This is a genomic window from Vibrio sp. K4, from assembly GCF_051122595.1.
GTDB classification, from domain to species: domain Bacteria; phylum Pseudomonadota; class Gammaproteobacteria; order Enterobacterales; family Vibrionaceae; genus Vibrio; species Vibrio owensii.
The window spans coordinates 53,780-78,602 of sequence record NZ_CP178580.1 but is presented as its reverse complement, the minus strand read 5'-3'; the positions used below and the strand labels follow the sequence as shown (position 1 = coordinate 78,602).

27 protein-coding genes are annotated in these 24,823 nt (G+C 50.8%); 26 read left to right on the top strand and 1 reads right to left on the bottom strand.

Annotation, left to right across the window (positions count from 1 at the left end):
* Positions 1-781: 781 nt before the first annotated feature.
* Positions 782-1,621, bottom strand: coding sequence for a hypothetical protein (locus ACLIIY_RS29130; protein WP_023624635.1), 840 nt, complete (start codon positions 1,619-1,621; stop codon positions 782-784).
* Positions 1,622-2,886: 1,265 nt separating this feature from the next.
* On the opposite strand from ACLIIY_RS29130, the gene ACLIIY_RS29125 reads away from it, so the two are divergent.
* From ACLIIY_RS29125 to ACLIIY_RS29000, 26 genes are all read left to right on the top strand, one after another.
* Complete coding sequence (locus ACLIIY_RS29125; RefSeq protein ID WP_032072624.1) at positions 2,887-3,039, top strand: hypothetical protein; 153 nt, start codon at positions 2,887-2,889, stop codon at positions 3,037-3,039.
* A 50-nt stretch (positions 3,040-3,089) separates the two neighbouring features.
* A complete protein-coding gene (locus ACLIIY_RS29120) occupies positions 3,090-3,419 on the top strand; it encodes a TrbC/VirB2 family protein (RefSeq protein WP_017449279.1) in 330 nt (109 codons plus the stop codon).
* A 10-nt stretch (positions 3,420-3,429) separates the two neighbouring features.
* Entirely contained in the window at positions 3,430-3,744 is a 315-nt protein-coding gene (gene trbD / locus ACLIIY_RS29115; protein ID WP_017449280.1) for a conjugal transfer protein TrbD, read from the top strand.
* Between the two features lie 40 nt (positions 3,745-3,784).
* Positions 3,785-6,199 carry a helicase HerA domain-containing protein gene (locus tag ACLIIY_RS29110; protein WP_025789746.1) on the top strand — a complete coding sequence of 805 codons (2,415 nt, stop codon included), beginning with the start codon at positions 3,785-3,787 and terminating at the stop codon, positions 6,197-6,199.
* Complete coding sequence (gene trbJ / locus ACLIIY_RS29105) at positions 6,196-6,954, top strand: P-type conjugative transfer protein TrbJ (protein ID WP_025789747.1); 759 nt, start codon at positions 6,196-6,198, stop codon at positions 6,952-6,954. The genes ACLIIY_RS29110 and trbJ overlap by 4 nt, the downstream gene beginning before the upstream one ends.
* 10 nt (positions 6,955-6,964) lie before the next feature.
* Positions 6,965-7,912: a P-type conjugative transfer ATPase TrbB gene (trbB, locus tag ACLIIY_RS29100; protein WP_025791779.1), complete on the top strand. Its 948-nt coding sequence runs from the start codon at positions 6,965-6,967 to the stop codon at positions 7,910-7,912.
* Complete coding sequence (gene trbL, locus ACLIIY_RS29095) at positions 7,909-9,216, top strand: P-type conjugative transfer protein TrbL (protein ID WP_025789130.1); 1,308 nt, start codon at positions 7,909-7,911, stop codon at positions 9,214-9,216. Before trbB ends, trbL begins: the two co-directional genes overlap by 4 nt.
* Positions 9,217-9,245: 29 nt before the next feature.
* On the top strand, positions 9,246-9,920 hold the full coding sequence (locus tag ACLIIY_RS29090; RefSeq protein ID WP_025789131.1) for a VirB8/TrbF family protein: 675 nt from the start codon (positions 9,246-9,248) through the stop codon (positions 9,918-9,920).
* Positions 9,921-9,928: 8 nt separating this feature from the next.
* Positions 9,929-10,801 (top strand): P-type conjugative transfer protein TrbG, encoded by an 873-nt coding sequence (trbG, locus tag ACLIIY_RS29085; RefSeq protein ID WP_025789132.1) that lies wholly within the window; start codon positions 9,929-9,931, stop codon positions 10,799-10,801.
* Positions 10,801-11,223: a hypothetical protein gene (locus ACLIIY_RS29080; RefSeq protein WP_024700471.1), complete on the top strand. Its 423-nt coding sequence runs from the start codon at positions 10,801-10,803 to the stop codon at positions 11,221-11,223. The genes trbG and ACLIIY_RS29080 overlap by 1 nt, the downstream gene beginning before the upstream one ends.
* On the top strand, positions 11,216-12,472 hold the full coding sequence (locus ACLIIY_RS29075) for a TrbI/VirB10 family protein (protein WP_025789133.1): 1,257 nt from the start codon (positions 11,216-11,218) through the stop codon (positions 12,470-12,472). The genes ACLIIY_RS29080 and ACLIIY_RS29075 overlap by 8 nt, the downstream gene beginning before the upstream one ends.
* Positions 12,473-12,484: 12 nt before the next feature.
* On the top strand, positions 12,485-13,342 hold the full coding sequence (locus tag ACLIIY_RS29070) for a hypothetical protein (protein WP_025789134.1): 858 nt from the start codon (positions 12,485-12,487) through the stop codon (positions 13,340-13,342).
* Positions 13,342-14,844 carry a type II and III secretion system protein gene (locus ACLIIY_RS29065; protein WP_032072623.1) on the top strand — a complete coding sequence of 501 codons (1,503 nt, stop codon included), beginning with the start codon at positions 13,342-13,344 and terminating at the stop codon, positions 14,842-14,844. Before ACLIIY_RS29070 ends, ACLIIY_RS29065 begins: the two co-directional genes overlap by 1 nt.
* Complete coding sequence (locus ACLIIY_RS29060; protein WP_025789136.1) at positions 14,844-15,974, top strand: hypothetical protein; 1,131 nt, start codon at positions 14,844-14,846, stop codon at positions 15,972-15,974. Before ACLIIY_RS29065 ends, ACLIIY_RS29060 begins: the two co-directional genes overlap by 1 nt.
* Complete coding sequence (locus ACLIIY_RS29055; RefSeq protein WP_025789137.1) at positions 15,971-16,609, top strand: hypothetical protein; 639 nt, start codon at positions 15,971-15,973, stop codon at positions 16,607-16,609. The genes ACLIIY_RS29060 and ACLIIY_RS29055 overlap by 4 nt, the downstream gene beginning before the upstream one ends.
* Positions 16,606-18,228, top strand: coding sequence for a GspE/PulE family protein (locus ACLIIY_RS29050; RefSeq protein WP_025791778.1), 1,623 nt, complete (start codon positions 16,606-16,608; stop codon positions 18,226-18,228). The genes ACLIIY_RS29055 and ACLIIY_RS29050 overlap by 4 nt, the downstream gene beginning before the upstream one ends.
* Complete coding sequence (locus ACLIIY_RS29045) at positions 18,225-19,229, top strand: hypothetical protein (protein ID WP_025789750.1); 1,005 nt, start codon at positions 18,225-18,227, stop codon at positions 19,227-19,229. The genes ACLIIY_RS29050 and ACLIIY_RS29045 overlap by 4 nt, the downstream gene beginning before the upstream one ends.
* A gap of 13 nt (positions 19,230-19,242) precedes the next feature.
* A complete protein-coding gene (locus ACLIIY_RS29040; RefSeq protein WP_025499476.1) occupies positions 19,243-19,827 on the top strand; it encodes a hypothetical protein in 585 nt (194 codons plus the stop codon).
* On the top strand, positions 19,827-20,354 hold the full coding sequence (locus ACLIIY_RS29035) for a hypothetical protein (RefSeq protein WP_024700480.1): 528 nt from the start codon (positions 19,827-19,829) through the stop codon (positions 20,352-20,354). Before ACLIIY_RS29040 ends, ACLIIY_RS29035 begins: the two co-directional genes overlap by 1 nt.
* Complete coding sequence (locus tag ACLIIY_RS29030) at positions 20,351-21,316, top strand: PulJ/GspJ family protein (RefSeq protein WP_032072621.1); 966 nt, start codon at positions 20,351-20,353, stop codon at positions 21,314-21,316. The genes ACLIIY_RS29035 and ACLIIY_RS29030 overlap by 4 nt, the downstream gene beginning before the upstream one ends.
* Before the next feature lie 66 nt (positions 21,317-21,382).
* The gene (locus ACLIIY_RS29025; protein ID WP_129194446.1) at positions 21,383-21,748 is read left to right on the top strand and encodes a hypothetical protein; all 366 of its coding nucleotides are present in this window, start codon (positions 21,383-21,385) and stop codon (positions 21,746-21,748) included.
* Between the two features lie 109 nt (positions 21,749-21,857).
* Entirely contained in the window at positions 21,858-22,895 is a 1,038-nt protein-coding gene (locus ACLIIY_RS29020) for a trypsin-like serine protease (protein WP_025791776.1), read from the top strand.
* A 143-nt stretch (positions 22,896-23,038) separates the two neighbouring features.
* Positions 23,039-23,308, top strand: a complete 270-nt coding sequence (locus tag ACLIIY_RS29015; protein ID WP_025789761.1) for a helix-turn-helix domain-containing protein — start codon at positions 23,039-23,041, stop codon at positions 23,306-23,308.
* Positions 23,309-23,550: 242 nt separating this feature from the next.
* Positions 23,551-23,703 carry a Hok/Gef family protein gene (locus ACLIIY_RS29010; RefSeq protein WP_024700485.1) on the top strand — a complete coding sequence of 51 codons (153 nt, stop codon included), beginning with the start codon at positions 23,551-23,553 and terminating at the stop codon, positions 23,701-23,703.
* A 202-nt stretch (positions 23,704-23,905) separates the two neighbouring features.
* A complete protein-coding gene (locus ACLIIY_RS29005; RefSeq protein WP_023624143.1) occupies positions 23,906-24,313 on the top strand; it encodes a hypothetical protein in 408 nt (135 codons plus the stop codon).
* Between the two features lie 51 nt (positions 24,314-24,364).
* Positions 24,365-24,790 (top strand): hypothetical protein, encoded by a 426-nt coding sequence (locus ACLIIY_RS29000; RefSeq protein WP_023624144.1) that lies wholly within the window; start codon positions 24,365-24,367, stop codon positions 24,788-24,790.
* The last annotated feature ends 33 nt before the right edge of the window (positions 24,791-24,823 follow it).

Sequence of the window (24,823 nt, the reverse complement as noted above, 5' to 3'; positions counted from 1 at the left end):
TAAATTAGTTGAAAGTTATCCTTGTAGGGAAACATATGGAAACCATTAAAATATGAGCTTAACGTAGGATATTTTCCGTTTTCCAAGCGGACCCCATTTATGTCATGAGGAGCAGCGCGACGAATACTAGAACGCGCTCACGTAGTGAGTAAGATGCCTCCTATCCGAACGCTCAGAAGCTTTTTTGTTCACTAGTGGTTCCGGTACGAAAATTGCCCTCCGCCCTGCTAGACCCTGATTTGCGCTATTGGTGGAATTAAACTCGATCATTGAGTTGGGGTTCCACAATGTCTTATGTATATGCTCGATAGGTTCCTGTCGAATGACAAAAGAAAGGTTCAGCGCAGCCAGCTAGTGCTTCTAATTTTATTTTAATGTTTTGACTTGATGCTGGCTGTTGGGGCCCGTCAAAAGCTTTCATAGTGGTTCATATTTTTGTTGTGGTTGATTAGCTTTTGATGGGAGGTCTCACTGAGCGAAGCTATTGTCTTTTCTTAAATATTTATCTTTATATTTATCTAGATACAAAGTTTAAATACGAAGTTTTCATAAGCACGGCATGTTATTCAGGGGCATTCTTAGGGTAAATCCTTGTTCTATTTTCTTGCACTACCTTTTTAGTGAATAAATGAAAATCCGCATATGGCACGGAAAAACAAGAGACGTAAAGGGGTCGTTAAGACAAAGGAGTGATTGCAAGAGAGTGGATAATGTGATGTAGATCAATTTCAATATTCTACAGACGAGCGAAATCCTCCGCTTGCGCGGATACACTTAAAATTTAGTGTGGAGTAAAGGCAGGGGTTGGACTAAACGCTTGGAAAATGGACGCAGTAGCCTCGGCATAACCATCAAGCTTCTTACCGTTGTAGATCTCTTGCACTTTCTTAGCGATGTCTCGGAACGACAACCACTTGAAACGCAGCCCTTTGCTCTCCTGACGCTTACGAGTCGCCAAGATAAGCTCAACGATATTAGGATAACGCACAACCTTGAGATCTGAGAAAAAACGCTCAGTAAGCTGCTTGTAAGCAGGAGCGCTACGAACCGCGCCTTCTTCTTCATCGACGTTCACGTTAATACGTTCGCAATGCAGATAGCCAGCTCGGCGTAAATACTTTAACGCTTTCGCAAACGACTTTGGTGCAATGAACTCACCAAAGCGCAAAGCGTAATCTTCTTGAACTTGATCCCAACTGATTGTCTTAATTCCCGCTTCGGTTGGCTCACCGATGCGGCCACCAATCAGATCTGTGTTAACTAGGATACACGCCAGAACTCGCGCGATATTCGTACGGCACTGGATGTTGTTCACACCATCACCGCCCCAAGCATACAGAGCAGGAAAGCGTTTTTTGTTTGTGATCAACTCTTCACACGCTTTTAAGATGCGCGCAAATTCTTGCGGTAAGGTTTCGACCACACCATCACGGCGTAAACGACGAGATCTAAACGCGATCAGAAAGGGGGTTTTAGGTTTTTTGGCATTTTCTGCGGCCACAACCGCTTTGTGCAATTCCACCAATTCGTGTTTACGCGCCTTACGACGAGCACGATAGGCCGCTTCTGTCGCCGCTTTCTGCTGGGCTTGAGTAAGAGTCTGTTGTTCAGAGATTAACATCAGACAAGCCCTCAGCGTCTATTCTTCCCAATATTGCCACACTCAAATGGTGGGGGAGGGGAGGACACTGATTTTGTTGTCTGAGAAAATTAGATAAAGTCATTTTATGATTCCAACCGATTTTTAGGGAGGTTCGGGTTCCACGCCAAACCAATATCTTTTTACTTTATAGAAAAAGATCTAAAAGATCAACTGCTTGAATTTCAGGCACAAAAAAGCCGTCTACGGTTGGGAAGACGGCTCGTTTGCGAATGCTATTTGGTTAAGTTGGAAGCTTAACACATTCTCAGTCTTGAAAAATACACTACATAGAACAGAGCTATGTAGCAGTGCTTTATGTAATGCACTTCGCGCATCAAGACTGTAGGCACAGTATAGCTCAACTCGTCATAGAAACTCAAGGGGTCAAGCCTTAGACCTCTAACTTATTGAACATAATTATTATAAAACGCAGTTAAAACAATAACTTATTGCATCAAAAAGAATTCGTGATAAACCATCACAAATTCTAAAATAAGTAAATATAAATTATCACATAAATTAATTAAATATTTATTGATTTGCATCAAATTACCGCATTAAATGACACCGACTTATCCTTATATATCAATGATTTATGCATTATTCGCATTGTAATAATTATGTTTAATGGGTAGTAAAAATGCATAACCCTTAAACCATTAGGCATAACGCAAGTGCAATAACCGTCGATCTTTAACAATTCGCGCCAAGGCAGACCGTTCGCCGCTATCGCGCTCGTCGAGATGACGACATGATACGGACGTTAGAACGGCCGACGAAGAGGCCACGTAGCATCATTGCTGCGGAAAAAATGCTCTTCAATCACACCCATCCGCAAAGCGGCGGAGGCTGGGCGTTGTTCATAAGCCGGAACAACTCAACGTGCAGGCTTTTATCGATGGTTAAATGAAGAGCAATATTCATGACAGCTAAAGTTCGTTGCTTTAAAACAAAGCATAAAAATCACAAGCTCTGTGCGAGAGCATTAAGAACCAAACCCGAGCGCGCGACATCCAGCTCACGGGACATGACGCCCGTCAAAACGATGGGACTGCAATCTCCCGACGACGACACGCTCAATACGCTATTATCTTCGCTGTTCCCGCAGCAGTGATCCGCTTGTGCTTTCTCAGCAGAGAGCACAGCCGGATCTCTAAAGCCGATCATTACACCTTGCTTATTTAAGCAGCCCCATTGGGTCACACCAATGGGGCTTTTTTGTTTTCAGAAAAGAGGAATGCGCAATGAAAGCCTATGGCCAAAGAAAAAAACTCAGTAAAAAGGAAATGGAACACTTGGCGAGACAAGCTCGCGCCCGTCGTCAACTCGAAATCATGCAAGAACTGAAAGGCATCGGACTCAATCCCTACCTTGACGCCAAACTTATCACGCAATAACGCAGCACTTTTTTTAAGAGTGCTGCGTTATTTCTATTTGGAGAACTGTTATGTCTTTGATTCAAAAATTGAAGCGCTCCGGCGAGCACCTACTATTAGGCGTCTCGGTCGGGTTGTGTTCGTTTGCTGCCAATGCATCGAGTACCGGCCTTCCTTGGGAATCCCCCTTAGAGCGCATTGTGGATTCGATCACCGGCCCCGTCGCTTTTGGTGCGTCTGCCCTCGGCATTGTCGCGGCCAGTGTGGGCTTGATCTTCGGTGGCGAGATGGATGGGTTTGTACGCACTCTCATGATGATAGGTTTGGTGGTCGCGGTTATCGTTGGCGCCGTTAACCTATTGACGATGCTCTTTGGCGTCTCTGGCGCCCTAGTGGTGTAAGGAGGCAAGGATGGATGACGATGATGAATTGCAGTTTACGCCGATTTATCCGTTCAACCGCGCCAACCTCTTCATGGGCGGTGACCGCTTTTTAGTCATGGGCGCGGGATGTCTTGCCCTAGTGTTGGTGGTTCTGCAAAACATTTACACCGCGGTTATCGGTGTGGTGCTATTTTTGGTGATGTTGCTCATCACAAGACTCATGGCCAAAAACGACGCGCAGTTACGTCCGGTGTATCGCCGCTACGCGAAGTTTCAGCGTTATTACCCCGCCGCTGGCGTCAAGTATCTACACAAACCGTCTCACTCTCTTCGCGCTCGCTAACCCGAGCGCTTTTTTTTGCTTCTATGAATAGGGTTTTACTATGTTATCCCTTAAATCGTACCGCGACACGGCCAAGGGACTCCCCGATTTACTCAATTGGGCAGCCTTAGTCGATGACGGTGTCATGCTCGGTAAGGATGGCTCCTTTACCGCAGGGTGGCGCTTTACCGGCATGGACGTGGACACCGCCACCAATCTAGAGCGCAACGCCATGACCGCCCGTCTCAACCAAACGTTGTCCTCGCTAGGTTCTGGCTACATGCTCCATGTGGACACCATCCGCGAAATTGCCGACTCCTATCCCGACGTTGAGTCTTCGGCGTTTCCCCACCCCGTGATGCAAATGATGGACGATTCCAGACGACTGTTCTTTGAGTCGCAAGGCGACAAGTTTGCGACCCGCTCGGTGCTGTTTATCACTTGGCGCCCAACCGCTAAGCGTTTATCCAAAGTCACCGATTTGCTTTTTGACCACGGTGACACCAAACGCGTGAGCTTAGCGCAGCGCAACCTGGCGCTGTTTAAAGAGCGCATGTCCGAGCTGGAAAAAAGTTTCACCAATGTGTTCTCTTCCATCACGCGCTTAAAGCTGGTTGAACGCGACGGCCAACCGTTTGATGAGCTGTTGTCGTATTTACGCTATTCCTTGACCGGACAATGGCATCCCGTGTCGGCGGCTTGTACTCCGTTGCCGCTAGACAGCTTATTGGGCAGCGTGGAATGTTGGCCTGGCTTTCAGCCCAAAATTGGCGAGCAGTACACGAGCGTTATCAGTATTGATGGCTTCCCCGATTTCAGTCACCCCAACATGCTGCATCACTTAAGTTTGATGAACGTGGAGTTTCGCTGGAGCACACGTTTTATCTTCTTTGACAGTCGCGAAGCGCATCAATTGCTCGATAAAGAGCGCAAGAACTGGGACCAAAAAGTCACCTCATTTCGAGACAAGCTGTTAAAAAATCCAGACCCAAAAGTGGATGAAGATGCGTTGGAGATGGTCACTCAATACCAAGCGGCCCAAAACGAAGTGTCCGCGGGGCGTCTTAACTATGGTCAGTACACCTCAACGTTTGTGCTGCGTCATGTTGATAGAGAAGTGTTGCAAGAAGTCACTGAGTTTGTGGTCAGTGTGCTCAATAACACCCTAGGCTTGACGTGCCGCGTAGAAAGCCTCAACGCCACCGAGGCGTTACTCGGCACTTTGCCCAGCGACTCGTTATACAACATCCGCCGCCCACTGCTGAGCACGTTGAATCTGTGCCATCTGCTGCCCATTGCCAGCATTTGGACCGGAGAGGCGCACTGCCCTTGTCCATTTTATCCGATGGCCTCCCCGCCGATGATGATGTGTACGGCTACGGGGAACACACCGTTTCGGCTCAACCTGCATGTAGACGATGTGGGGCATACCTTAATCTTTGGTCCAACAGGGGCGGGGAAATCGACCTTATTGGCCATGCTGGTCGCGCAGATGCACCGTTACCCCAATGCTCGGGTGTTTGCCTTTGATAAAAAGTACTCGATGTTCGCCATGAGTCAGCTTGGCGGTTTGCACCTAGATATTGGTTCGGTTGGCTCACGGGAAGCGCCCGCCTTTGCGCCACTGGCGGATTTGGACAACGATTTTGAATGGTGCTGTGAGTACATTGAGCAGCTTTTGGTGCTGCAAGGAGAAACCATCACCCCTGAGATGCGAGAAAGCATTTTTAAAGCGCTCAGTGACATGCGCGGCTCGTCTCGCTTGTCGATGACCGAGTTCTGCGCGCAAGTGCAAGACCAACGCATCAAAACCGCCGTGGGGTATTACACCATCAATGGCCGCGCAGGGGACTTACTGGATGCCGAAAGCAGTTCACTCTCGTTTGCCGATTTTACCGTGTTTGAAATCGACCAACTGATGAAACGCGGTGACCGTGATTTGGTGCCAGTATTGTCGTATCTGTTTCGCACCATTGAACGGCGACTTGATGGCAACCCGTCTTTTATCTTGATTGATGAAGGGTGGATTGCCCTCAAACATCCGGTATTTAAAGACATGTTAGTGGAATGGCTTAAAGAGCTGCGCAAACTCAACTGCCTGGTGTTGCTCGCCACTCAAGCGCTCAACGAAGCCATCAAATCGGGCATTTTGGATGTGCTGATGGAGTCGTGCCCGACGCAAGTTTTCTTACCCAACCCCAAGGCGGGGCAGTTTGCCAAAACCTATCACCAGTTTGGTCTCAATGACAAACAAATCGACCTGCTCAAAAACGCCGTGCGCAAACGCGACTACTACGTCCACCAACCCACGGGGAGCCGCTTGGTGGACTTGTCTTTGGATAAGCTGGCACTGGCGTTTGTTGGCGCATCCGACAAAGAGAGTGTGAACACCATCCGTCAATTGGTCAGTGAGCATGGCGAAAACTGGTATCTGCCCTATCTGAAACAACAACACATCCTGGAGGACGACGAATGAAACGAACGTTAAGCGCACTGACCTTGTGCAGTGTGTTGGTCTCATTTGATTCATCGGCACTGTTTTGTGTCAACTGCGCCAGTTTCACCCAAATGATGACCTCCAACCTCAACCAAGCACAAAGTTACGTCGAAGAGGTACAGCAAACACTCAACTCGGTCAAGAACGTGCAATACCAAGTTCAAAACCTCAAAAACTTGAAGAACATGGAATGGGGCGACATCCAATCTCAGCTGCGCAATCTCAACACCATTGCGTCGCGCGGTCAGTCGATATCTTTTGCGATGGCCAACATGAATCAGCAATTTGAGCAGTTGTTTGGCGGCACCGAAGCCTATCAGGGCCAATCGATTAGCGACATGAACTCGGTGAGCACCTATCAGCAGCAGGGCAATGCCCTACGAGATACGGCGCAAAGTTCACTGGCACTGGCGCAGCAAATGAGTCAATACCAGGTCGATGACCATCAAACGGTCGCGTCCATTCAGTCGCATGTGCAAGGCGCCGATGGTGCAATGGAAATCGCTCAGGCCAACGCGGAATTGCTCGCGCAACTGGCGCAGCAGCTCCAGAAATTGCAAACCCTGATGCAAACGCAAATCCAGATGAGCGCCACGCAAATGGCCGCGGACGCCGATACGGTAGAGCGCCAGCGCGTTGCCGAAGAGAAGATGCTCACTCAACCGCTCAATGTGGACCCAACCGATGGCAAAGACTGGTCACAAGAGTGGCAACATCCCAGCATGAAATGGTAAGGAGGTCACGATGAACCGAGCCTTGCAAGGCATTCGCCATCATTTTTTACAAGCGGGGTTACTTGATTATTTAGAAGACCCTAATTTAACTGAAATCATGCTCAACCCTGACGGTAAGTTATGGATTGAGCGTCAAGGGGAAGCGATGACGCACGTGGGTGAAGTGACGCCCGAGGATGCAACGCGCATTCTTAATGCCGTCAGTGACTATCATCGTCAGACGGTCACGGCCACGCAGCCAATTTTGGAGTGTGAACTGCCCCTAGATGGCAGCCGCTTCGAAGGGCTTATTCCGCCTTTGGTGGAAAACCCTAGCTTTGTCATTCGTAAAAAGGCCACGCGCGTGTTTACCTTTGATGACTACATTAAGGCAGGAACGTTAAGCAGAGAAGCCGCTAATGTATTACGTCAGTTGATTGTCGATAAGCGCAACATTCTGGTCGCGGGGGGCACTGGCTCAGGAAAAACCACCTTCGGCAATGCCCTGTTGCATCAAATCTCCATGGTGGCACCGGACGAGCGTATGGTCATCATTGAAGACACCAACGAGCTGCAATGCAGCGCGCAAAATCATGTGATTAAGCGCACCAATGACCGCGCCAATGTCTCGATGCGCACTCTGCTTCGCACCACACTGCGTTATCGCCCTGACCGCATCATGGTGGGAGAAGTGCGCGGCGGTGAAGCGCTGGATTTACTCAAAGCCTGGAACACGGGCCATCCTGGCGGCATCGCCACCATTCATGCCGATTCGGCGAGACAAGGGCTCGATAGACTGGAGCAATGCGTCAGTGAAGCGACCGCCACGCCCAATCGCGCGCTCATCGCCAGTGGCATCCATGCGGTGGTGTTTATGACTCGAACGCCAGAGGGTAAACGCGTCATTAAAGAGGTAATACAGGTGAACGGTCTCTCTGATACCGGTTACGACACCGCCACCATTTGGGAGGCACCATGAAAAAAGGGTTGGTCCTCCTCGCGCTCCTAAGCCATCCCGCCCTTGCCGCTGACAACAATAACGCCCTCGACACCATCCTCGACAAATTCAACGCCATTACCGCCACTTGGGAGCCCATCATTACCGACGCAGTAACCAACCTGTTTTGGTTGTTGGTGATTGCCAGCTTTACCTGGTCGGCCATCAAATTATGGCTGCATCAAAAAGGACTGGAGCACTTTATTGCGGAGTTGTTTGAGCGGGTGATGACCGTGGGCTTTTGTTGGTTTTTGGTCGTCAATGCCTCGCCGCTGGCGTGGACCGTGCTCAATTCGATGCAGGAAGTCGCCTCACGTCTATCGGGTAGTGAAGCCAAACTCTCGCCCTCGAACATTGTGGAGTTGGGTTTAACCCTGGCCCATCAAATATGGGAGTCCAGCGCAGGCTTTGATGCGGGGCAATTTGTTATCATTGGGTTTAGCGGCTTGATAGTGCTCATTACACTGGCACTCATCGCGGCGCAGCTGACCATTTTACTGATTGGTTCGTTCATCATCCTCAATGGCGGGGTGATTGTGATGGGCTTTCTCGGCAGTGAATGGACGCGAGACCACGGCATGAACTACTTCACCACCGTGCTTGGCATGTCAGTGCAAATCTTCATCATGCAACTTCTGGTCATCATCGGTAACGAGACGTTCTTGAGCTTTATTAACAACCCAGGAGCAGGCTCTGCGGATTATCTGATGATGGTGGTGATGTCGGTGATTTACTACTCCCTCGTCAACACCGTGCCCGCCATAGCATCCAGCCTCGCCACGGGTCGCTTTGTGTTTAATGCGGCTGGCGCAGTCAACAGTGCCGCGGGGTTGTTGGGCGCAATGGCAGGAGTGGGGTTAGCCGCCGCCTCACTGGCAAAAGGCGGCATTGGCAAAGCGGCGCAATTGGCAGGGAAAACCTCACCTGGCAAGAAAGTGGCGAGCGGCATTGACCAGTTAGCCAAATCCTCACCGGTGTTCAAAGGCGCCGCTGCGGGCGCCAAAGCGATGACCAAAGGCTCTGGCAAGCTTGGTAAGGCAGCGCTCAGTGCCATGGCATCACAAAGTCCGGTCGGACGCGCTTTCAAAGAGATGAGCAACAGTCGCTCTGTACCCAAAAACGGTCATCAACAACTGGTGAAAGCCATGAAGCAAGGCGTCGCATCCGCACTCTCCCAAAATGACGCCGTCAAGCAAGCCACGCAAAACATCAAACCCACCTCCAATCACGATGCACTCAAAGCTCGCTTGCAGCAGCAAAGACAGCAGACGCGCATGAGGAAATAATGGGCATTCGTAATAACTAAGGAGACATCATGTCTAACCCTGAGAGTCCATCGGACTACTCCATCTTGTATCAACGCGCCCGCGAAGAGTGGGACGAACGCTTAGGCAGTATCGTGAAACAAGCGCACAACTGGAAAATGTGCGCTTTTTTTTCGATGTTTGTTGCCGCGATTGCCGTAGGCAGCACCGGATACATCGGCGCCCAATCCAAAATTGAGCCTTATGTCATTGGCGTGAAAAACGGCGAAGAAGTGGTGGGCGTGGCCAGCGTTCAAAAGCTGCCGACCTCACAACTGGAAGCGCTCAAAGTGAACGATTTAGAGCGCTTTGTGGAAGACATTCGTAGCGTCTATCTGGACGTGGAAGTCGAAGACAAGGCAGTGCGCCGCGCCTACGCAAGACTCGTTCCCAACTCCCCTGCGCAAACGCAAATCTCACAGGCGTTCAAAGAAGAGAACCCGTTTGAGCGCGCCGCGCGGGAGTTGGTTAAGGTGGACATCAAGAGCACCTTGCCACTGTCAGACAACACCTGGCAAATGGAATGGGTCGAAACCATCACTGACCGTCAAGGCAACGTACTCGATACGCCGCGCTTTAAAGCCACCATCACCACCCAAACCGTCCAACCCAAAAACAAAGCGGAGATGAACCAAAACCCGCTTGGCCTTTGGATTGCCACCTTCAACGACGTACAAATTAACTGAGGACGCTCATGAACGTAGTAAAGCCACTCTCTTTATGGGTAGGTATTGTCTTGACCAGCGGCGTCATGGCCGCGCCCGTGCCACCCATCACTGGTAGCTCACTGATTGAAATGCCCCAAACACTCACGACCAGCGAGCAAGCTGGGCTCGACATCGCCAAGCGCTGGATAAACGGCACCGATAAACCCATTCGCTCGCCCGACGGTGCAATCACTTACTTTTTTGGCAAATCGCTGCCAAGCGTGGTGTGCGCGCCGCTCAAAACCTGTGACATTCAGTTAGAGCCAGGAGAGCAAATCAGCAAAAACGGCCTGAACGCTGGGGATACCGTGCGTTGGGGGTTTACCCCAACCGTATCCGGTCAAGGCAGTGACGCCGTCACGCACATTTTGGTAAAGCCCACCGACGTCAACATCGAAACCACGCTGCAAATTGCCACCAATCGCCGCTCGTACCTCATCAAGCTCACGGCCAAACACAACGACTGGATGCCGATTGTGCGCTTTGATTACCCTGAAACACTGCAAATCGCGATGGATTCGATGTATGAGCGACAACAAACCGAGCAACACTCAAAGGAAATCGCCGATGGTTTGAACATCGATGACCTGGATTTTGACTACGACATTGAAGGCAACACGCGCTTTACGCCGGTTCGCGTCTACAACAACAGCGTCAAAACCATTTTAGAGATGCCGCGCAGCGTCGCGACGGGCAAACTGCCGTCACTCTTGGTCATTAACGCCGGACAGCGTGAGCTCATCAACTACCGTTATCGCAACGGGAAATTTGTGGTTGATGGCTTACCTGAGCAAATCGCCTTGTTACTCGGCGCGGGCAAACATCAACAAACCGTCCTCATTAAGCGTAAGGAGGGGTAATGAGAGTTTTTTTCATTTTGTTGGTGATGATGCTCAATGGCTGCGCCAGCTACGAGCCCGATCAATACGGCAACTACAATGACGTGACGCTCACGCCCAATGAGATGCACGCCATCAGTCAAGACATTGCCTCATTCCTTCGCCAGTCCGATGGCGCGCGTACCATCATTAACCTCAATAACGATGGCAGTACGTTTGCTAAAACGCTCATTGAAGAACTGCGCTTAGAAGGCATTGGGGTGGCACAAGGCAATGAGATGGATTACCTCAGCCTGAACTACCGCGTGGAACAACTCAACCCAAGGCAATTCTTTGTCTCCGCCAAACTCAGCGATGGCCGCAAACTGTCACGGATCTGGGTGCTCAGTAATAACCTACTTATTCCACTGAAAACCCGAGCTTACGGGGTGGAATATGAGTAACTTCACCCTTAAGCTCAATCCGCTGTCCGGTGTCGAGTCGGTTCACATCAAAAAAGGCGTGAAGTGGACCGTCATTGGGCTGGGTGTGTTGGTTACCATCATCGTGATTGGCGTCATCATGCAAAAAGGCCAGCGCAATAAAGATAAAGCAAGCGCCCCGACGCCGACACAAATCAATACGTCCATGACCACCAAGCAAGCGGCGCTCGATTCGGTATTGGCGCAAAAGCCCGACACCCCCGCCCCGAAAGCGGTAGTGTCAACGCCCATTCCAACCGGCAACGCTACCCCTAGCGTGCCAACCGTAACGCCAGAGATGGCCGCGCAACAAAAGCAACGTATCGCGCAACTCGAAGCGAAACAGAAGTTGCTTAATGAGGCGATTTACTCAGGGATGAACGTGCGCATCGATGAGGCATCTTTACGTTCGTCATCCAGCTCAGAGCAATCGGACAGTGATGAACTACGGGATGCGGAGCTACGCCTCGCCCAAGCCAAAGCGGCATTGAGCAACCCAAACCAAGCAGCCTACAAGCAGAGCAATAGCACTGCTGGAGAGTTAACCGCCAGCACCTTAGACACCACGGGTGCCAGCCAAGCCAGTAAGGAAGCGTTTCTGGCCAAGGCCAATCAAGCCGGTTATCTCAACGCGCGGCGTGAGCTGCCCGCCAGTGAATACGAGCTCACCGTGGGCACGCTCATTCCAGCGACGCTCATCAGCGCGATGAACTCGGACATTCCAGGCAATGTGATTGCTCAAGTGAGTCAGAACGTCTACGACAGCGCCACGGGCGCGGCGATATTGATACCGCAAGGCACACAGCTTTACGGCACCTATGACGCGCGCGTCGCGTATGGTCAACGCCGTTTGCCCGTCACTTGGTCTCGGGTCAATTTCCCCGATGGCACCAAGCTCAACATTGGCAACATGGCGAGCATGGACGTCACTGGCATGAATGGCCTCACTGGTGACATCAATAACCATTATTGGCGCCTCTTCGGTCAAGCCACCTTGCTCGGCGGTATTTCAGGGATAAGCCAGGCCGCGGTCAGCGATGGTGACGACGATTCGCGCTCCACAGGTGAGTCCGTTGCTGATGGCGTCACGCAGCAATACGCGGAAACGGGCAACATGCTCATTCGCAAAAACATGAACATTCAGCCAACCATCGAAATCGATAACGCTGAGCAGTTTTACATTATGGTGAGCCAAGACGTCATCTTGCCGCCTTACTCTTCCATTCGTTAATCAGGAATCTTTATGAAAACCTTCACCCTCGCTGTTTTGGGCGGCCTCATCACGTCTGCGTGCTGGGCCGCGCCTTCGGGACAGCTTAATGATGATCAACTGTTTATCACTGGCATCAAAGCGCCACTGCCAAACGCAGCGCCGGAACTGCAACAAGGCTACGTAGACGTTGGGCAAGTCTCTGCCCCGCAGCCTCAAGCGGTAGAGCGTGGCAAGATACCTCTAAAGCGCATCGAACTGCGCAAAGTGGGACCGAACATTCCAACGGGCGAACCTCAATCTCAAGTGCTGGCGCCCTTACCGTCGAGTGCGAGCGCGCCTTCTGGTGACACAAATAAAACGACGAGTGGCGCCACAACGTTTTTTGTCGCCGCGGGCGAAGCGCCCTATCGCGCACTCCAGCGTTGGCTAGAGAAAGCGCACATCACTAAAGTGGCGTACGGCCTCAGCGATGAGCAGCAAGCCAAGTTGCTAGAGCCTATCGAGCGCAACAAAAACTTCACCGGTAGCCTTGCCGTGTCCATTCACGAACTCGGCAAAGCATTGGGCGTACCACTGCGTTTTGATGTCCAGCGCGGCATTGCCGCCATCCACACCTTAAACACCATGCCTGATGTGCAGTGGGTACACGGCGCCAGCTTAAAAGAAGCGGTGGCGAACTTAGCTCACGTTTACGGTTGGCAATGGCATGACGATGGAGCGCGACCGTCTTGGATGAGCGATGACGATTATCCGCTGATGAGTGAGTACGGCATCGTCACCCCGCGCGGCGCGTTTGATTTAGCGCTCGATACCGTTCTAGAAGGCTACCCCGTACAAGCGCAGCTTATCCCAAGCTCGCGCAGTGTGTTTATTAGAGAGAAAGAATAATGAAACTCAACACCATGAAACCCCATTTACTCTTTGTGCCTCTGGCCATGATGCTGCTAAACGGCTGCGTCAGTCAGGACTACCTTGACCACAAAGCCAATGCCGACCAAGTCCAAAAGCAGATGGAAGACGCGCGCTCAAAGAACGCGACACCCCTTGGCAACGTGCAATACTTGACCAAACCGCCCGCTCTGGCCACGCCAATCAAACAAGACAAAGCGCCAAAGTGGCTCCAACAAGAAGTGCGCATCAAAGCCAATCAACTGCCGTTGTCGCTTGTGCTCTCGATGCTCGTGCAAGGCACCAATGTGGAAGTGTCGTTTGACCCCGACGTAAACCCAAACACACCGATAACGGTCAACACCCGCGCCTCGCGCAAGTCGATTTTAAACCTCATCAGTAGCTTGACTCATTACGGCTTAACGCCGGATCAAGACTCGCTCACGGTGGGGTACTATCAAACCGAGACCTTTGTGCTGACCATTCCATCGGGCGCCAATTCCGCGCAGCAAGGCAGTCAAAGCGAAGAAAGCAGCAGCGACGATGAAGGCGATACCTCGACCACCAAAGTCGATGGTCAGTACATTACGACGGTGTACAACAACACCGAAATCACCACCGAAATATCCAAAGCGGTCGAAGCGGTCCTCAAAGATGAAAGCGAAGACGATGGCGATGAGCTCGTCGGTGACGTGCGTGTCGTACCTGGATTGACCGCCATCACCGTGCGCACCACGCCAAGTCGCATGGCACAGGTGCGCCGCCTGATTGACACCTATCAAGCCGAGCTGACTAAACAGGTCTTTCTTGATATTCGCGTACTGGAGTTTCGTTCGAACTTAGGCAAAGACCAAGGCATTGATTGGAACCTAGTGAAAGATGTCGGTGACGGCACCTTAAATTTCATCATTCCTGGCACGTCCGCGACCTCTGACTTGGTCAGTTCAAGCAGCGGTCTGGCTTTCCAAGGTACGGGGAAATGGGATGGCACCACCGCGTTTATCAAAGCGCTGGAGCAACAAGGCACCGTCTCAACCGATACACCGATTGGTATCTTGACCAGCAGCTCGCAACCGGCGCGCATCTCTCAGACGGTCAAAACGCCTTACCTGTCAGACATTTCAACCGAAGTGACCGACACCACCACCTCAACCAGCACCACGCGCGGCAATGTGGTGGAAGGCATCGACATGATGGTCAACACCAACGTGAAAGACGATTTCGTCTGGATACGCACCGCGGGCAAGTTAACCAAAATCGCCGGTGACAGCACCGAAACCATTGATGACGCCAGATTGCGCTTTATCTCCACGCGCAGCGCCGATTTGTCGTTCACCAACAAGCTGCGTTATGGCCAAACCGTCATCATCGGCTCAGTCAAGCAGCAAACCCAAACCGCCAATAAGTCGTCCAGTTTTGGCTTTGATGGCCTTGGCAGTCAAGTGAGCGGACAAGAGACCGTGGAAACGCTGATATTGCTGACCCCAAGGAGAGTGAAGTAATGACGCGCCTTCCTAACCATGTTGTGACGACGCAAACGTCGTCATCCCGCTGGCAACTGGCACGGCAATTCCCGGGCAAGTACCAGCTCACACTAGAAAGAGACGGGTGGCGTACGCGCTATTACAGCGATGAACCGACCGTCGCCATCAGTGAAGCGTGGCGAAACAAAGTGGAGCAAGACATCGCGCCTGACCATTGGTGTTTACTCGACTTTCACGAAAAAGACGTGCTGTTTTTTATGACCGTTCGCGGCCATGTGGTGCGTGAAGCGCGCCTGGTGCCACTGGATGAGCTGGATGAGGTGAAACTCAAACTGTGCGAGCAAGTGTTTGTCACTGAGAAACTGACACAAAGTGAGTCTGCGCCTAACTTAAGCGCGGTCAGTGACAAAGTGGATACGGCCCCAGTTCTTGAGCCTCAAGATAAACAAGCGTATGCACTGAAATCTCAGCGCCCGAAAACGCTGGCCGTGACGGCCATTGTGCTCGGTGTGTTGTTGATTGGCGTCAGTCAGTTCACTCACTACCAAGCCAAACCAAAAGACACAGTGCAACAAGTAATCGATGAATATCACGCCTACCGCACAGCGGTCGGGCGCGCTCAAAGCGCCGCCGATGGCATGATGCACGCCCTGTCCTTGACCGCAACCAGCGCCCTCGCTCCATCAGGGTGGGCATTAAGCAAAATCTCGCTTAAAGGCAACAATCTGACTGCGGTCTTCAATCGTGAAGACGGTGGTTTGCTCTCAACCGCAAAAGCGTGGCTAGCCAAGCATTCCTTAAGCAATGCCGTCTTGACCATCGACACCCTTACCCTCAGTGAGCCCATGACGGGCAAACTGGACAAGTGGACGAAGGAGATGGCGCCCGCCGAATTGGGGCAACGCCTCGCTGACACGCTCATCAAATTGGGTTGGGACATCACCGACAGCAAAGAAAGCAAAGCGATGCTCACCAGTACGCTCGATATGACGCTGAAAAAAAGCGGCGTGACCTTAAGCGAACTGCGTTCTCTCGCCACACTTTATCAGCCCCTTCCGGTGGGCTTAAACGCATTCACGCTCATCCCGAGCGACGATGGCACTTACCGCGTTGAAATGCGCATTCAATACCTTGGAGACCTTTCATGAAAATCACCAAAGCCCATATTCAAATCGGGATCTTAGCAATAGGCGGGCTCTCTGTGGCGGGCATGTGGCTCGCCCCTCAATTCAACACGCCGCCGTCCATTTCAGTGCCCGCCAAACAAACGGCGCCAAGTACGGTTACTTCTACACCTTCACCAAAGGCTTTGCCCGATACGGTGGCGCCCGTGGTGAAGAAAAAGCCCAAACCACAATCGGTCACCCCCACTCTAACGCTCGATGTGAATGCGCAAAAGCTCATTAAACGCTCAGAGCAATTAGCGGTGGCTAAAATGGATTCACAGATTGCCGAAGAAAAATCACGCACTCGCAAGGCCAATCAAAAGGAAAGCAGTGAAGGGCGAAGCGATTACGTTCCGTCGGTGTCGGTGATTGAGCAACCTTACTCACCGCCTTCCGTGAGTCCCCATTCTTCTCAACTGGCCATTGACCGCTTCTCGCTCAGTGGCCTTTTTGTTGATGGCAATGAGGCAAGCGCCTATCTCGCTCTCGATGGTGGCCAACCGTTTCTGGTCAAAGCCGGTGATTCGGTTAAGGGCGTCAGTATCACCAACATCAACGGTAATGGGGTTCGCCTAAAACAAGGCGCGCGCATTCGCGTTCTGGAAGGTGGCCTATGAGTCACTTTCCCAAACTGACCGACAGCGAAGAAAAAACGCTGCTGACCTTGTGTCGTGACGATGGCTACACCATCGTCAATGCCGCGCTCACTGTGCAAACCTCGAATCTCAATGCGCCCAATCTGGGGCGCATCATGGACTTACTTCAAGGCAGTAAAGCCCTGCTCGGACAAGACGTCATCATCGAAGAAGTGCCGCAAAGCGTCATCGATGAGGCGCTGGCGACATTCAGCGATACGCAACACCAAACACTGAAAGAGCAAGGCGAGCAAAATGTTGTCGAACGTCAACTTCAAGCGCTGTGCCAAACCGCCGTGAATGAAAACAGCTCTGACGTGCATGTGCTCACCACGCCCGACAGCACCCTGTTTTTGCTGCGCACGGTGGGCGTTCGCCGCGTCATCAGTCGTTTCCATAACCATCAAAGCGCACAGAACCAACCGCGTCAGGTGGGCTTGGCATTGATTGATTACGTGTTCTCGACGCTCGGTGGGCAAGACATCAAATACACCTTGCCCGCTAATGACCGATTCAGCCTTCCGCTTAAAGTCGGCAATGAGCTGCGCTTGTTTGAATGGCGCGCGGCGCTCATTCCAACCCACGATGGCCCGAAACTGACGCTGCGCTGTCTGACGCCAAAAAACAAAGCCTTGTCACTCGAAGACATGGATTTACCAACCCCATATTTAGCCACGCTTATTCAAATGGTGCACAAACGCCAAGGGGGGATCATCATCACCGGTCCGATGGGTTCCGGTAAAAGCTCCCTGGTGTACGCCCTGCTGGAAAAAGTAGATCGCATTGCGCGTAACGTGCATTCCCTGGAAGACCCCGTGGAGTTTTCGCAAGACTTCGTCAGTAAAACCCAAGTGCAGCCGAGTCTTGAGACCTTTGAAGGCTCAGGGGTAAAAATGGATTACGCCTTTTACTGTAAAGAGACGCTGCGTCACGACGTGGACATCTCCAACATTGGTGAAATCCGTGATACGCCCACGGCAGCTGAATTTTGCCGTAAAGCTGAAACCGGTGGATTGGCACTGGCCACCTTGCACACCAACAGCGCATTAGGCGTCGCGCAAACCTTCATCCAGCAACTGAAAATGCCGGCAGCGATTGTGGGCGCACCAGATCTAATGGCCATGTTCGTCCACGTCAAACTGGTGCGCAAGTTGTGTGACTGTGCGTTCTCGTTTGCTGACCGTGACTCTGAGGAAGCAAAAAAAGCGTACTCCAGCATCAACAGTTCGGACAAGCTGGCGCTCAAAATCAGTCAACTTGAAAAGCTGTGCTCAGAGGATGAGCTCAAGAACGTGCGCCTGCTCAACCCTTGTGGCTGTGAGAAGTGCAACAAAGAAGGCGGTGTGTCAGGAGAAAGTGGCCGTTTAGTGGTGATGGAAATGATTGTGCTCGATGACGCTGACCGTCAGTTCATCATTAAAGAGGACGATTTAGGCTGGAAACAACACCTCAAGAAGCAAGGCTGGCCGGACATCAAAGACCACTGTAAATCGCGCATCGTGCGCGGTCAGGTTGATATTCTTTCGGCCTCCGAGCAAGTAGATGACCTCGTGCCAGTACCCGTCACCGACATTTACCGAGCGATGCAGGAGGCGTTATGAGCTTCCTTATCTTAGGGAAAACGCTGGAGCAATGGACCTTCTCCAGTGATGAGCAAGTGGCGTTTTTAGACCAATGGCTCAAAGCCGACCGATACAAACTCACCACCAAAGAGTTTTGTCAGTCATTGGTTGAAAACGGCACCGATGCCCTCAAGCAAATCGGTCAAGCCGGACTCGATGCACCAGGGCAAGGTCAACGTTTCGTTGATGTACTCGAAGGCTGGTTTCCAAGTGTGGTATTGAGCTCGATACGCGCGGCCGAAAGCGCCGGACAGCGGCACATCGGACTGCAAACCGCGATTGAGCAGTTAAAGGGCGGTGAAAACATTGTGGCCAAACTGGTCAAGATGCTCGCCTTCCCTTACGCGCTCACCGTCGGCGCGGGCTTTTATGGCGTCTACATCGCTGACAAGATGCTCAGTGCCATCGACAACAAGCCGGGCATTGGCCTCACCGTGCGCAATTTTTTTGCCGACTATGGCATTGCCATCGCCGCGGTCTTTGCCCTACTTCTCCTGGTACTGGCCATGGCACTGCCCAATTGGAAAGGCAATAGCCGCGGAGTCAGTAACGATTGGCCTCTGTTCTCGCTGTATCGCGTTGCCGTGGCATCCACGTTACTCAAAACGCTGGCGAACCTGACGCAATGCGGCATGAAACTCAGTGATGCCTTAGTGCAAGCCGAAATCCGCAATACGCCGTTTGCCAAAGCGCACATCCAAACCATGCGCGAACAAGCGATTGGTCAAACCAACCTCGGCGCCATTCTCGATACGGGTCTCTTACTGCCAAACGAACTCAGCGCGATGAAGGTCCTTGGCACTCGCGTCAGTTACACCGAACTGCTCAGCGAAAGCGGGCAACACCACAGTGAACATGTGGCGAAACAGCTCGAAAAAATGCAGCTCTGGCTACCGAAAGCCGGATTGCTGGTCACGATATTGGTGCTTGGGTCTCTCATTGCCAGCGCCACTTACCAACTCTATCTCACTTTGATTTAAGGACGCGTTCACAATGCAAATGAACAATACCACCACTCAATTCAACACAACTAAAGAAGAAGTAAACACGATGCACACCGAAGTAAATTCAACTAAAGAGAACTTAACCCCATTAACAGAAAGCTCGCCAATCAAAAGCAAGAAGCAGCGCGGCGCGTCCTTGCTTGATTTTATTTTCTGGATGGGTCTGGCTGCGATTGTCATTGCGGGGATTGCCGCAATGGCCAGCTCAGGTAAAGGCAAACTCAAAATCAACAACACCTTAACCGAAGTCAGTGAAATCCGCGCCGCCGTCGATGCGTGGGCGGGCGCGGGCGCCGATACGGCGGGCGTAAGCCTTTCTGAAATCTGTACCGAAGGCTACGGCTACAGCAATGCGGCGTGGTGTGACGTCAACCAATACGGCGGCACATACACCGTGACAGCAAACAGCTCACACTCCTCTTATGTCGATATTGCCATCAGCAACATTGAGCAAGACAACGTGCTGGCTCTGGCCAACCAACTGGCGCCTGTGAGTACCGAACGCTGCGCCAAGGCCGACACTGATTGTTCTAGCGTTGTGGTCTCTGACACGACCATCACCGTCACCATGTAATGACGCGCCAATCTGGCGTGTCGATACTGTCGTTTTTATTGGCTCTACTTTTAGCCAGCGTCTCGCTGGCTATTACTGCCGCAATCGGCTCACACCTGTTGCGGCAAACCAATCAAAGCGAAGAGTTCAAATCGGTCATGGTGGACGTATTTCAAGGCATGGACGCCGCCATCAGCGACCAATGGCAAGACTCAGGCTGCCGCGCCCTGTCTGAGCCGCCCACACTGCAAACCCTCGTCAATGATTACGAGGTGCCCGCCTCCGTGTTGACGTCCCCTTACGCCATTTCTATCGCGTATCGCACCCCAACCGGTGCCACGTTGAGTTGGGGCATCAAAGTCACCGTGACGCTGCCCGATGGTCTGTCGGGTTATTCACTCACGCGCGCTGCCCAAAGCGTTGCCGATGACGTGTTCATCACCGAGCGCACCATCACGCTCTATAAAGGCGTCGCCACAATTAACTCACAACTGCAACACCAATATTTTGATGGGGAAACCGGTTGTATGCAGGAGGATTACGAATGATGAAACGCCAACGAGGACTTGGCTTACTGGATGTACTCTTTGCGCTGGCGCTGCTGGGTCTGATTTACGCGGGCGCCGCCAAAGTGCTCATGACGCAAAAAGAAACGAACGCCGCGCAAGACTACCGCGTTCGCATCGAGCAGGTCATCGAAGCGCTCCAGAAATACCAATACCAGCAACGCACCATCAAGCCACCGGTCGCCGTGATTGATGAGTTCCCGACCGAACTCAATGATTTGGTGACCACCGATGAGCAGTTCTGGATCAACTGTAGCGAAACCGACGAAGCGGCCAAACGCTGTATTCGCCCTGATTCGGTACCGTGGACGCGTGAGCGCATCGGTTATGAAGCCGGTCATAAGAGCATCACCATTGGCACCGAGCTTCGAGATGTCGCTTACGCCCAGCTGACCTTTCCGCTATCGAGCAGCGTCATTGAGCCGATTTACCGCGCGAAATGGGCAACTGAATTACTCAAGATGCCTTATGCCAAAGCACAAACCAATGGCGACATCATTGTCACGGTTTATGACCCACTGCTGTCGCAGCTCTATGACGAGTTCTTACAACGCGATGGCAGTGTCGCTCTCACCGACGATTGGGATGTCGGTGGGGATTACTCCATCACCAACGCTCATGATGTGACCATTTTGAACTCAGATGGCACACAAAAGATCGTCAGCCAAGGTTTGGTCGATATCTACACCGTGCAGCATGGTGACAAGGTAAGAAAACCTTCTTGCCCCGAAGGTACACAGCCTTACATCGCGTTAGGGCTAGGCAAGATCTTTATTAGCAAAGATTACCAACTCACCGGCAGCCAAAAACCCTATATCGAGCCATTAGGAACCGATGATAACTATTGGCAAGTTGGTCTTGAAGTTAGAGTTAAATCTCTGATTACTGGAGAATTAACCATAAGGAACGATGGCGAAGTTACCGCCTTTACCCAATGTAAATAGCAAAGGAGCTATCTAATGAAAAAACTGTTATTACTGCTGCCTGTTCTATGCCTTAGTGGTCAAGTATTGGCAAAGGTATCGTATGAAGACGCGATTGAGTCCAATCGTCCTTATCACGATGCCAACGGCGCCGTGCATATTCCACCCGACACCAAAGGACTCGGGCCAGATGAATTACCCGACAGTTCCCAAAACGGAGATTTAGGCCATTGGGTCAAAGTGTCCAGCACCACTACGGATGTGGTCAATGCGGGTGCCTATTCCGCGCTGCTTTCCCCTGATTCTGCGGGTCAAGCGTGTTACAAAGGCACCAAAGGGCTGATTCTGGCCACCGCGCGCGAGTGTAACAACTGGAACTCGGGCGGTTGGCACTGCGAGGGCTATGGACCAGAAACCATCACCGATTACGGTTACAAAGCCGAATGTAAGTAACGTCACCAAGAGGCTTGGGCGATCAAGCCTCTTTCACATGATCCTGACTTGCGCATTTTTTAGTCTTGATACAATAACCTTACAAAAATGAATGACATAAGGCATCACCATGCGTTTACCTTCCTTATCACTGATTGCGCTTAGCTTGCTGTCCGCATCAAGTTATGCGGTAGAAAATGGCACTCCTGTCGATTGGAGCCAACATGACGATACGGTTCGCTTAGATAACTCTACCAATAAGAGTCTTTACTGCACTGCCACTTTAATTTCAGGACGCTATGCCATTACCGCAGGGCATTGCGTTAATGACGGTGGACTCGACATTATGACGCCATCGAACAGCGAAAACTTACCTCTTAGTGCGCAGTGGCTCTCCCCTGAATACACCGATGAATATGACCGTCGTGCGAAAGACGTTGGCATCGTTCGTGTTGATAACTCTGTCGATTATCGCCATATCCAGTTTTTAAACATTGATGAGCAAAGCGAAGGAGAACCAATGATGATCCGCGGTTTCGGTGGCACTATCGATTCGCTCAATCAAGCCGACTTTACATTCAGCCATTATAACTACGCAGATCTTTATTATGTCTATGCCGATACAGTGAATGAATCGCACACCACTGGCGGCGATTCCGGCGCAGCATGGACCATCAATAAGGACGGCAGTGAGGAAATCTTCGCCATCCATCGTGGCAGTGCAATGAACTCATCTACAAATGAACGCTCTACTTACGGTACTACCATTCAGTCAGTGCAAGACTTCATCACTGAAACCATTGACGGCTGGCATTACCCAACCCTCGTTGATACTGACGCAAATGGCAAAGCGACGATCACCATTCAATCACTGCATCGAGACGACGTTGTGGATACCGCTTGGGGTGACAATGTCACCATTGTCGGTGGCACCTGTTTGGATGGACTCATCAAACCCTTTGATAAATGTACGTATGACATCGAAAGTGACGGGACTCAAGGCGAGCTTTACTTAACCGATGACGAAGTCATTCACATCAACAAACCAATTGAAAATACAGGTGGTGACGGTGGTAACAATAACACTGATAACGATGATAGTGGTGGTTCTATGGGCTTTTGGCCTCTCCTTCTTCTAGGCATTGCGACTTTACGCCGCAAACGCTAATCTCGCCTTCATTCATTTTTGTGTTCAGGTCAGCCTTATCGCTGGCCTTTTGTTTTTACGTTGGCTCAACGCACTCTAGGGCTTATCCCTTAAAGGCTTGAGTCACTTATCCACTGAAAGCGGGCATAAGTTCGGGATAAATCATGAACAACACCACTGAAGCAACGCCTCAAACGGGGCCAATTGACCAACATTTCATTGCTGAGCACATCTATCAGCTCCTGGGAAACTGTCGAGAAGATCCCGATTTGAGCTGGCTTTACCCACTTATTAAAACGGCCATTGCGGAAGCGGCCTTGATCCACACTCACGGCAATCAACGTAAAGCAGCGAACGTACTTGGAATACATCGCTTCACGGTATCAGCGCATTACCGTGCTTATTCGAAATGGAAGGAAGGGCGAAGCCAATAAATTCTCTACTTATTCGTCAGTATATTTAGATGTTATCGGCATAAAGTCTCGAAAAGGGATAGAAAAAGCCATTAATAATCACGTATGATTGCCGTCGGGAGCTTTTGGTTGTCTACCAAAAGTTTGATCTCTGCTGGCGGTAGATAAACAAAAACCCCGAATGAACTATAAATTCAAACGAGGTTTTAGTGTATGTACTTCGCAATACAGATACTAGCCTCTTCACTGACTGGAGGCAAGCGATGCCGGATAAAAAATACGCTCTTTTAGGGCTTATCACCGTATGTATGACTGCGTTGTGCGCGCTATGGATGGTACGCGACTCACTGTGTGAGTTCGAATACCACAACGCAAATACAAACGTTCTGGCAACGCTCGCCTACGAAGTGAAGTAAGCTGGCCAGGAAGGGCGGTAACAGGAAGCCGCTCTTCCTGATTCAGTTTGCTAAGTATAACGTCCATAAGCTCCCATTACTTTTCTTGCCCGTTTCGTTCGACACACAAACTCTTAATCTCCAACTCTAAACACAAACCTTCTGCGCCAATTAAAGCGCTTTTGGCGCCTCTCTGCGCCCTAAATAAATTAAGGAACATCCCATGCTCTCCAGACTTAAAGAAGAGTGGTTAGCGTTAACGCTCATCATTTTTGTCATTTCTGTAACTTCTGCATTTTGCTACACCATTTTATTGGGCTTCACATTATCTATGTCTATTACGTATATGCCGACTTCAACATTTAATGAAGCGAACCGAATCGCACTCAGTTTGTTAATACCATCAGTATTATGGTTATCTAGATGGTCTTGGCGCTGGTGTGGACCGATGGACCTTCGTCCTCAAATAGTTTTCTCTCTGATCAGTTGGATCATACTTTCAATCGAGATGATTAATCTATTACAGATTGCGCATAACGCAGGTTTGAATGAATGGCATATCTCTATCCCCGCAACAATCTTACTTCTCCTTATCGATGGCATACACACGCTTTACAGAAAAAGAAGGTAGTTCAGCCGCCACAAACTGCGCATCGTCATTACGAATTACATTGAGGTCACTATGAATGCAGAGTTAATCATTGGAACCGCATTTCTATTTGTTGGGCACTTCACATATAAACAGGTTTACGTAAAAACCAAACGACTTTCGATACAAAGACACCTATTTGCTTTGCAATGTTCTTTGCGAGATGAATTAGTTCAACAAGAAGAGAATTTAGAAGAGGAAGAGATCAAAACCTTCCTGATGGTTGATAATGGGTTAAATCGGACTTATCAAACCCTCTCCAGCTCAATGCTGGCTCGACATCCCTTGAAAGCATCACATTCAGATAGCAACAGAAAGTCTCATTTTCTAAAACGTTTAGAACAAACACGTTCACCACAACTTACTTCCATCATTCAGAAGGCTGACGAACTGTTACGCCAAGAGTTCAACGTCGATACGCCATTCACAAGGATCATCGTCGATAGTAATGAATACTAACAAGGCGTCTTTGAGTTTTGCATTGAGGAAAAA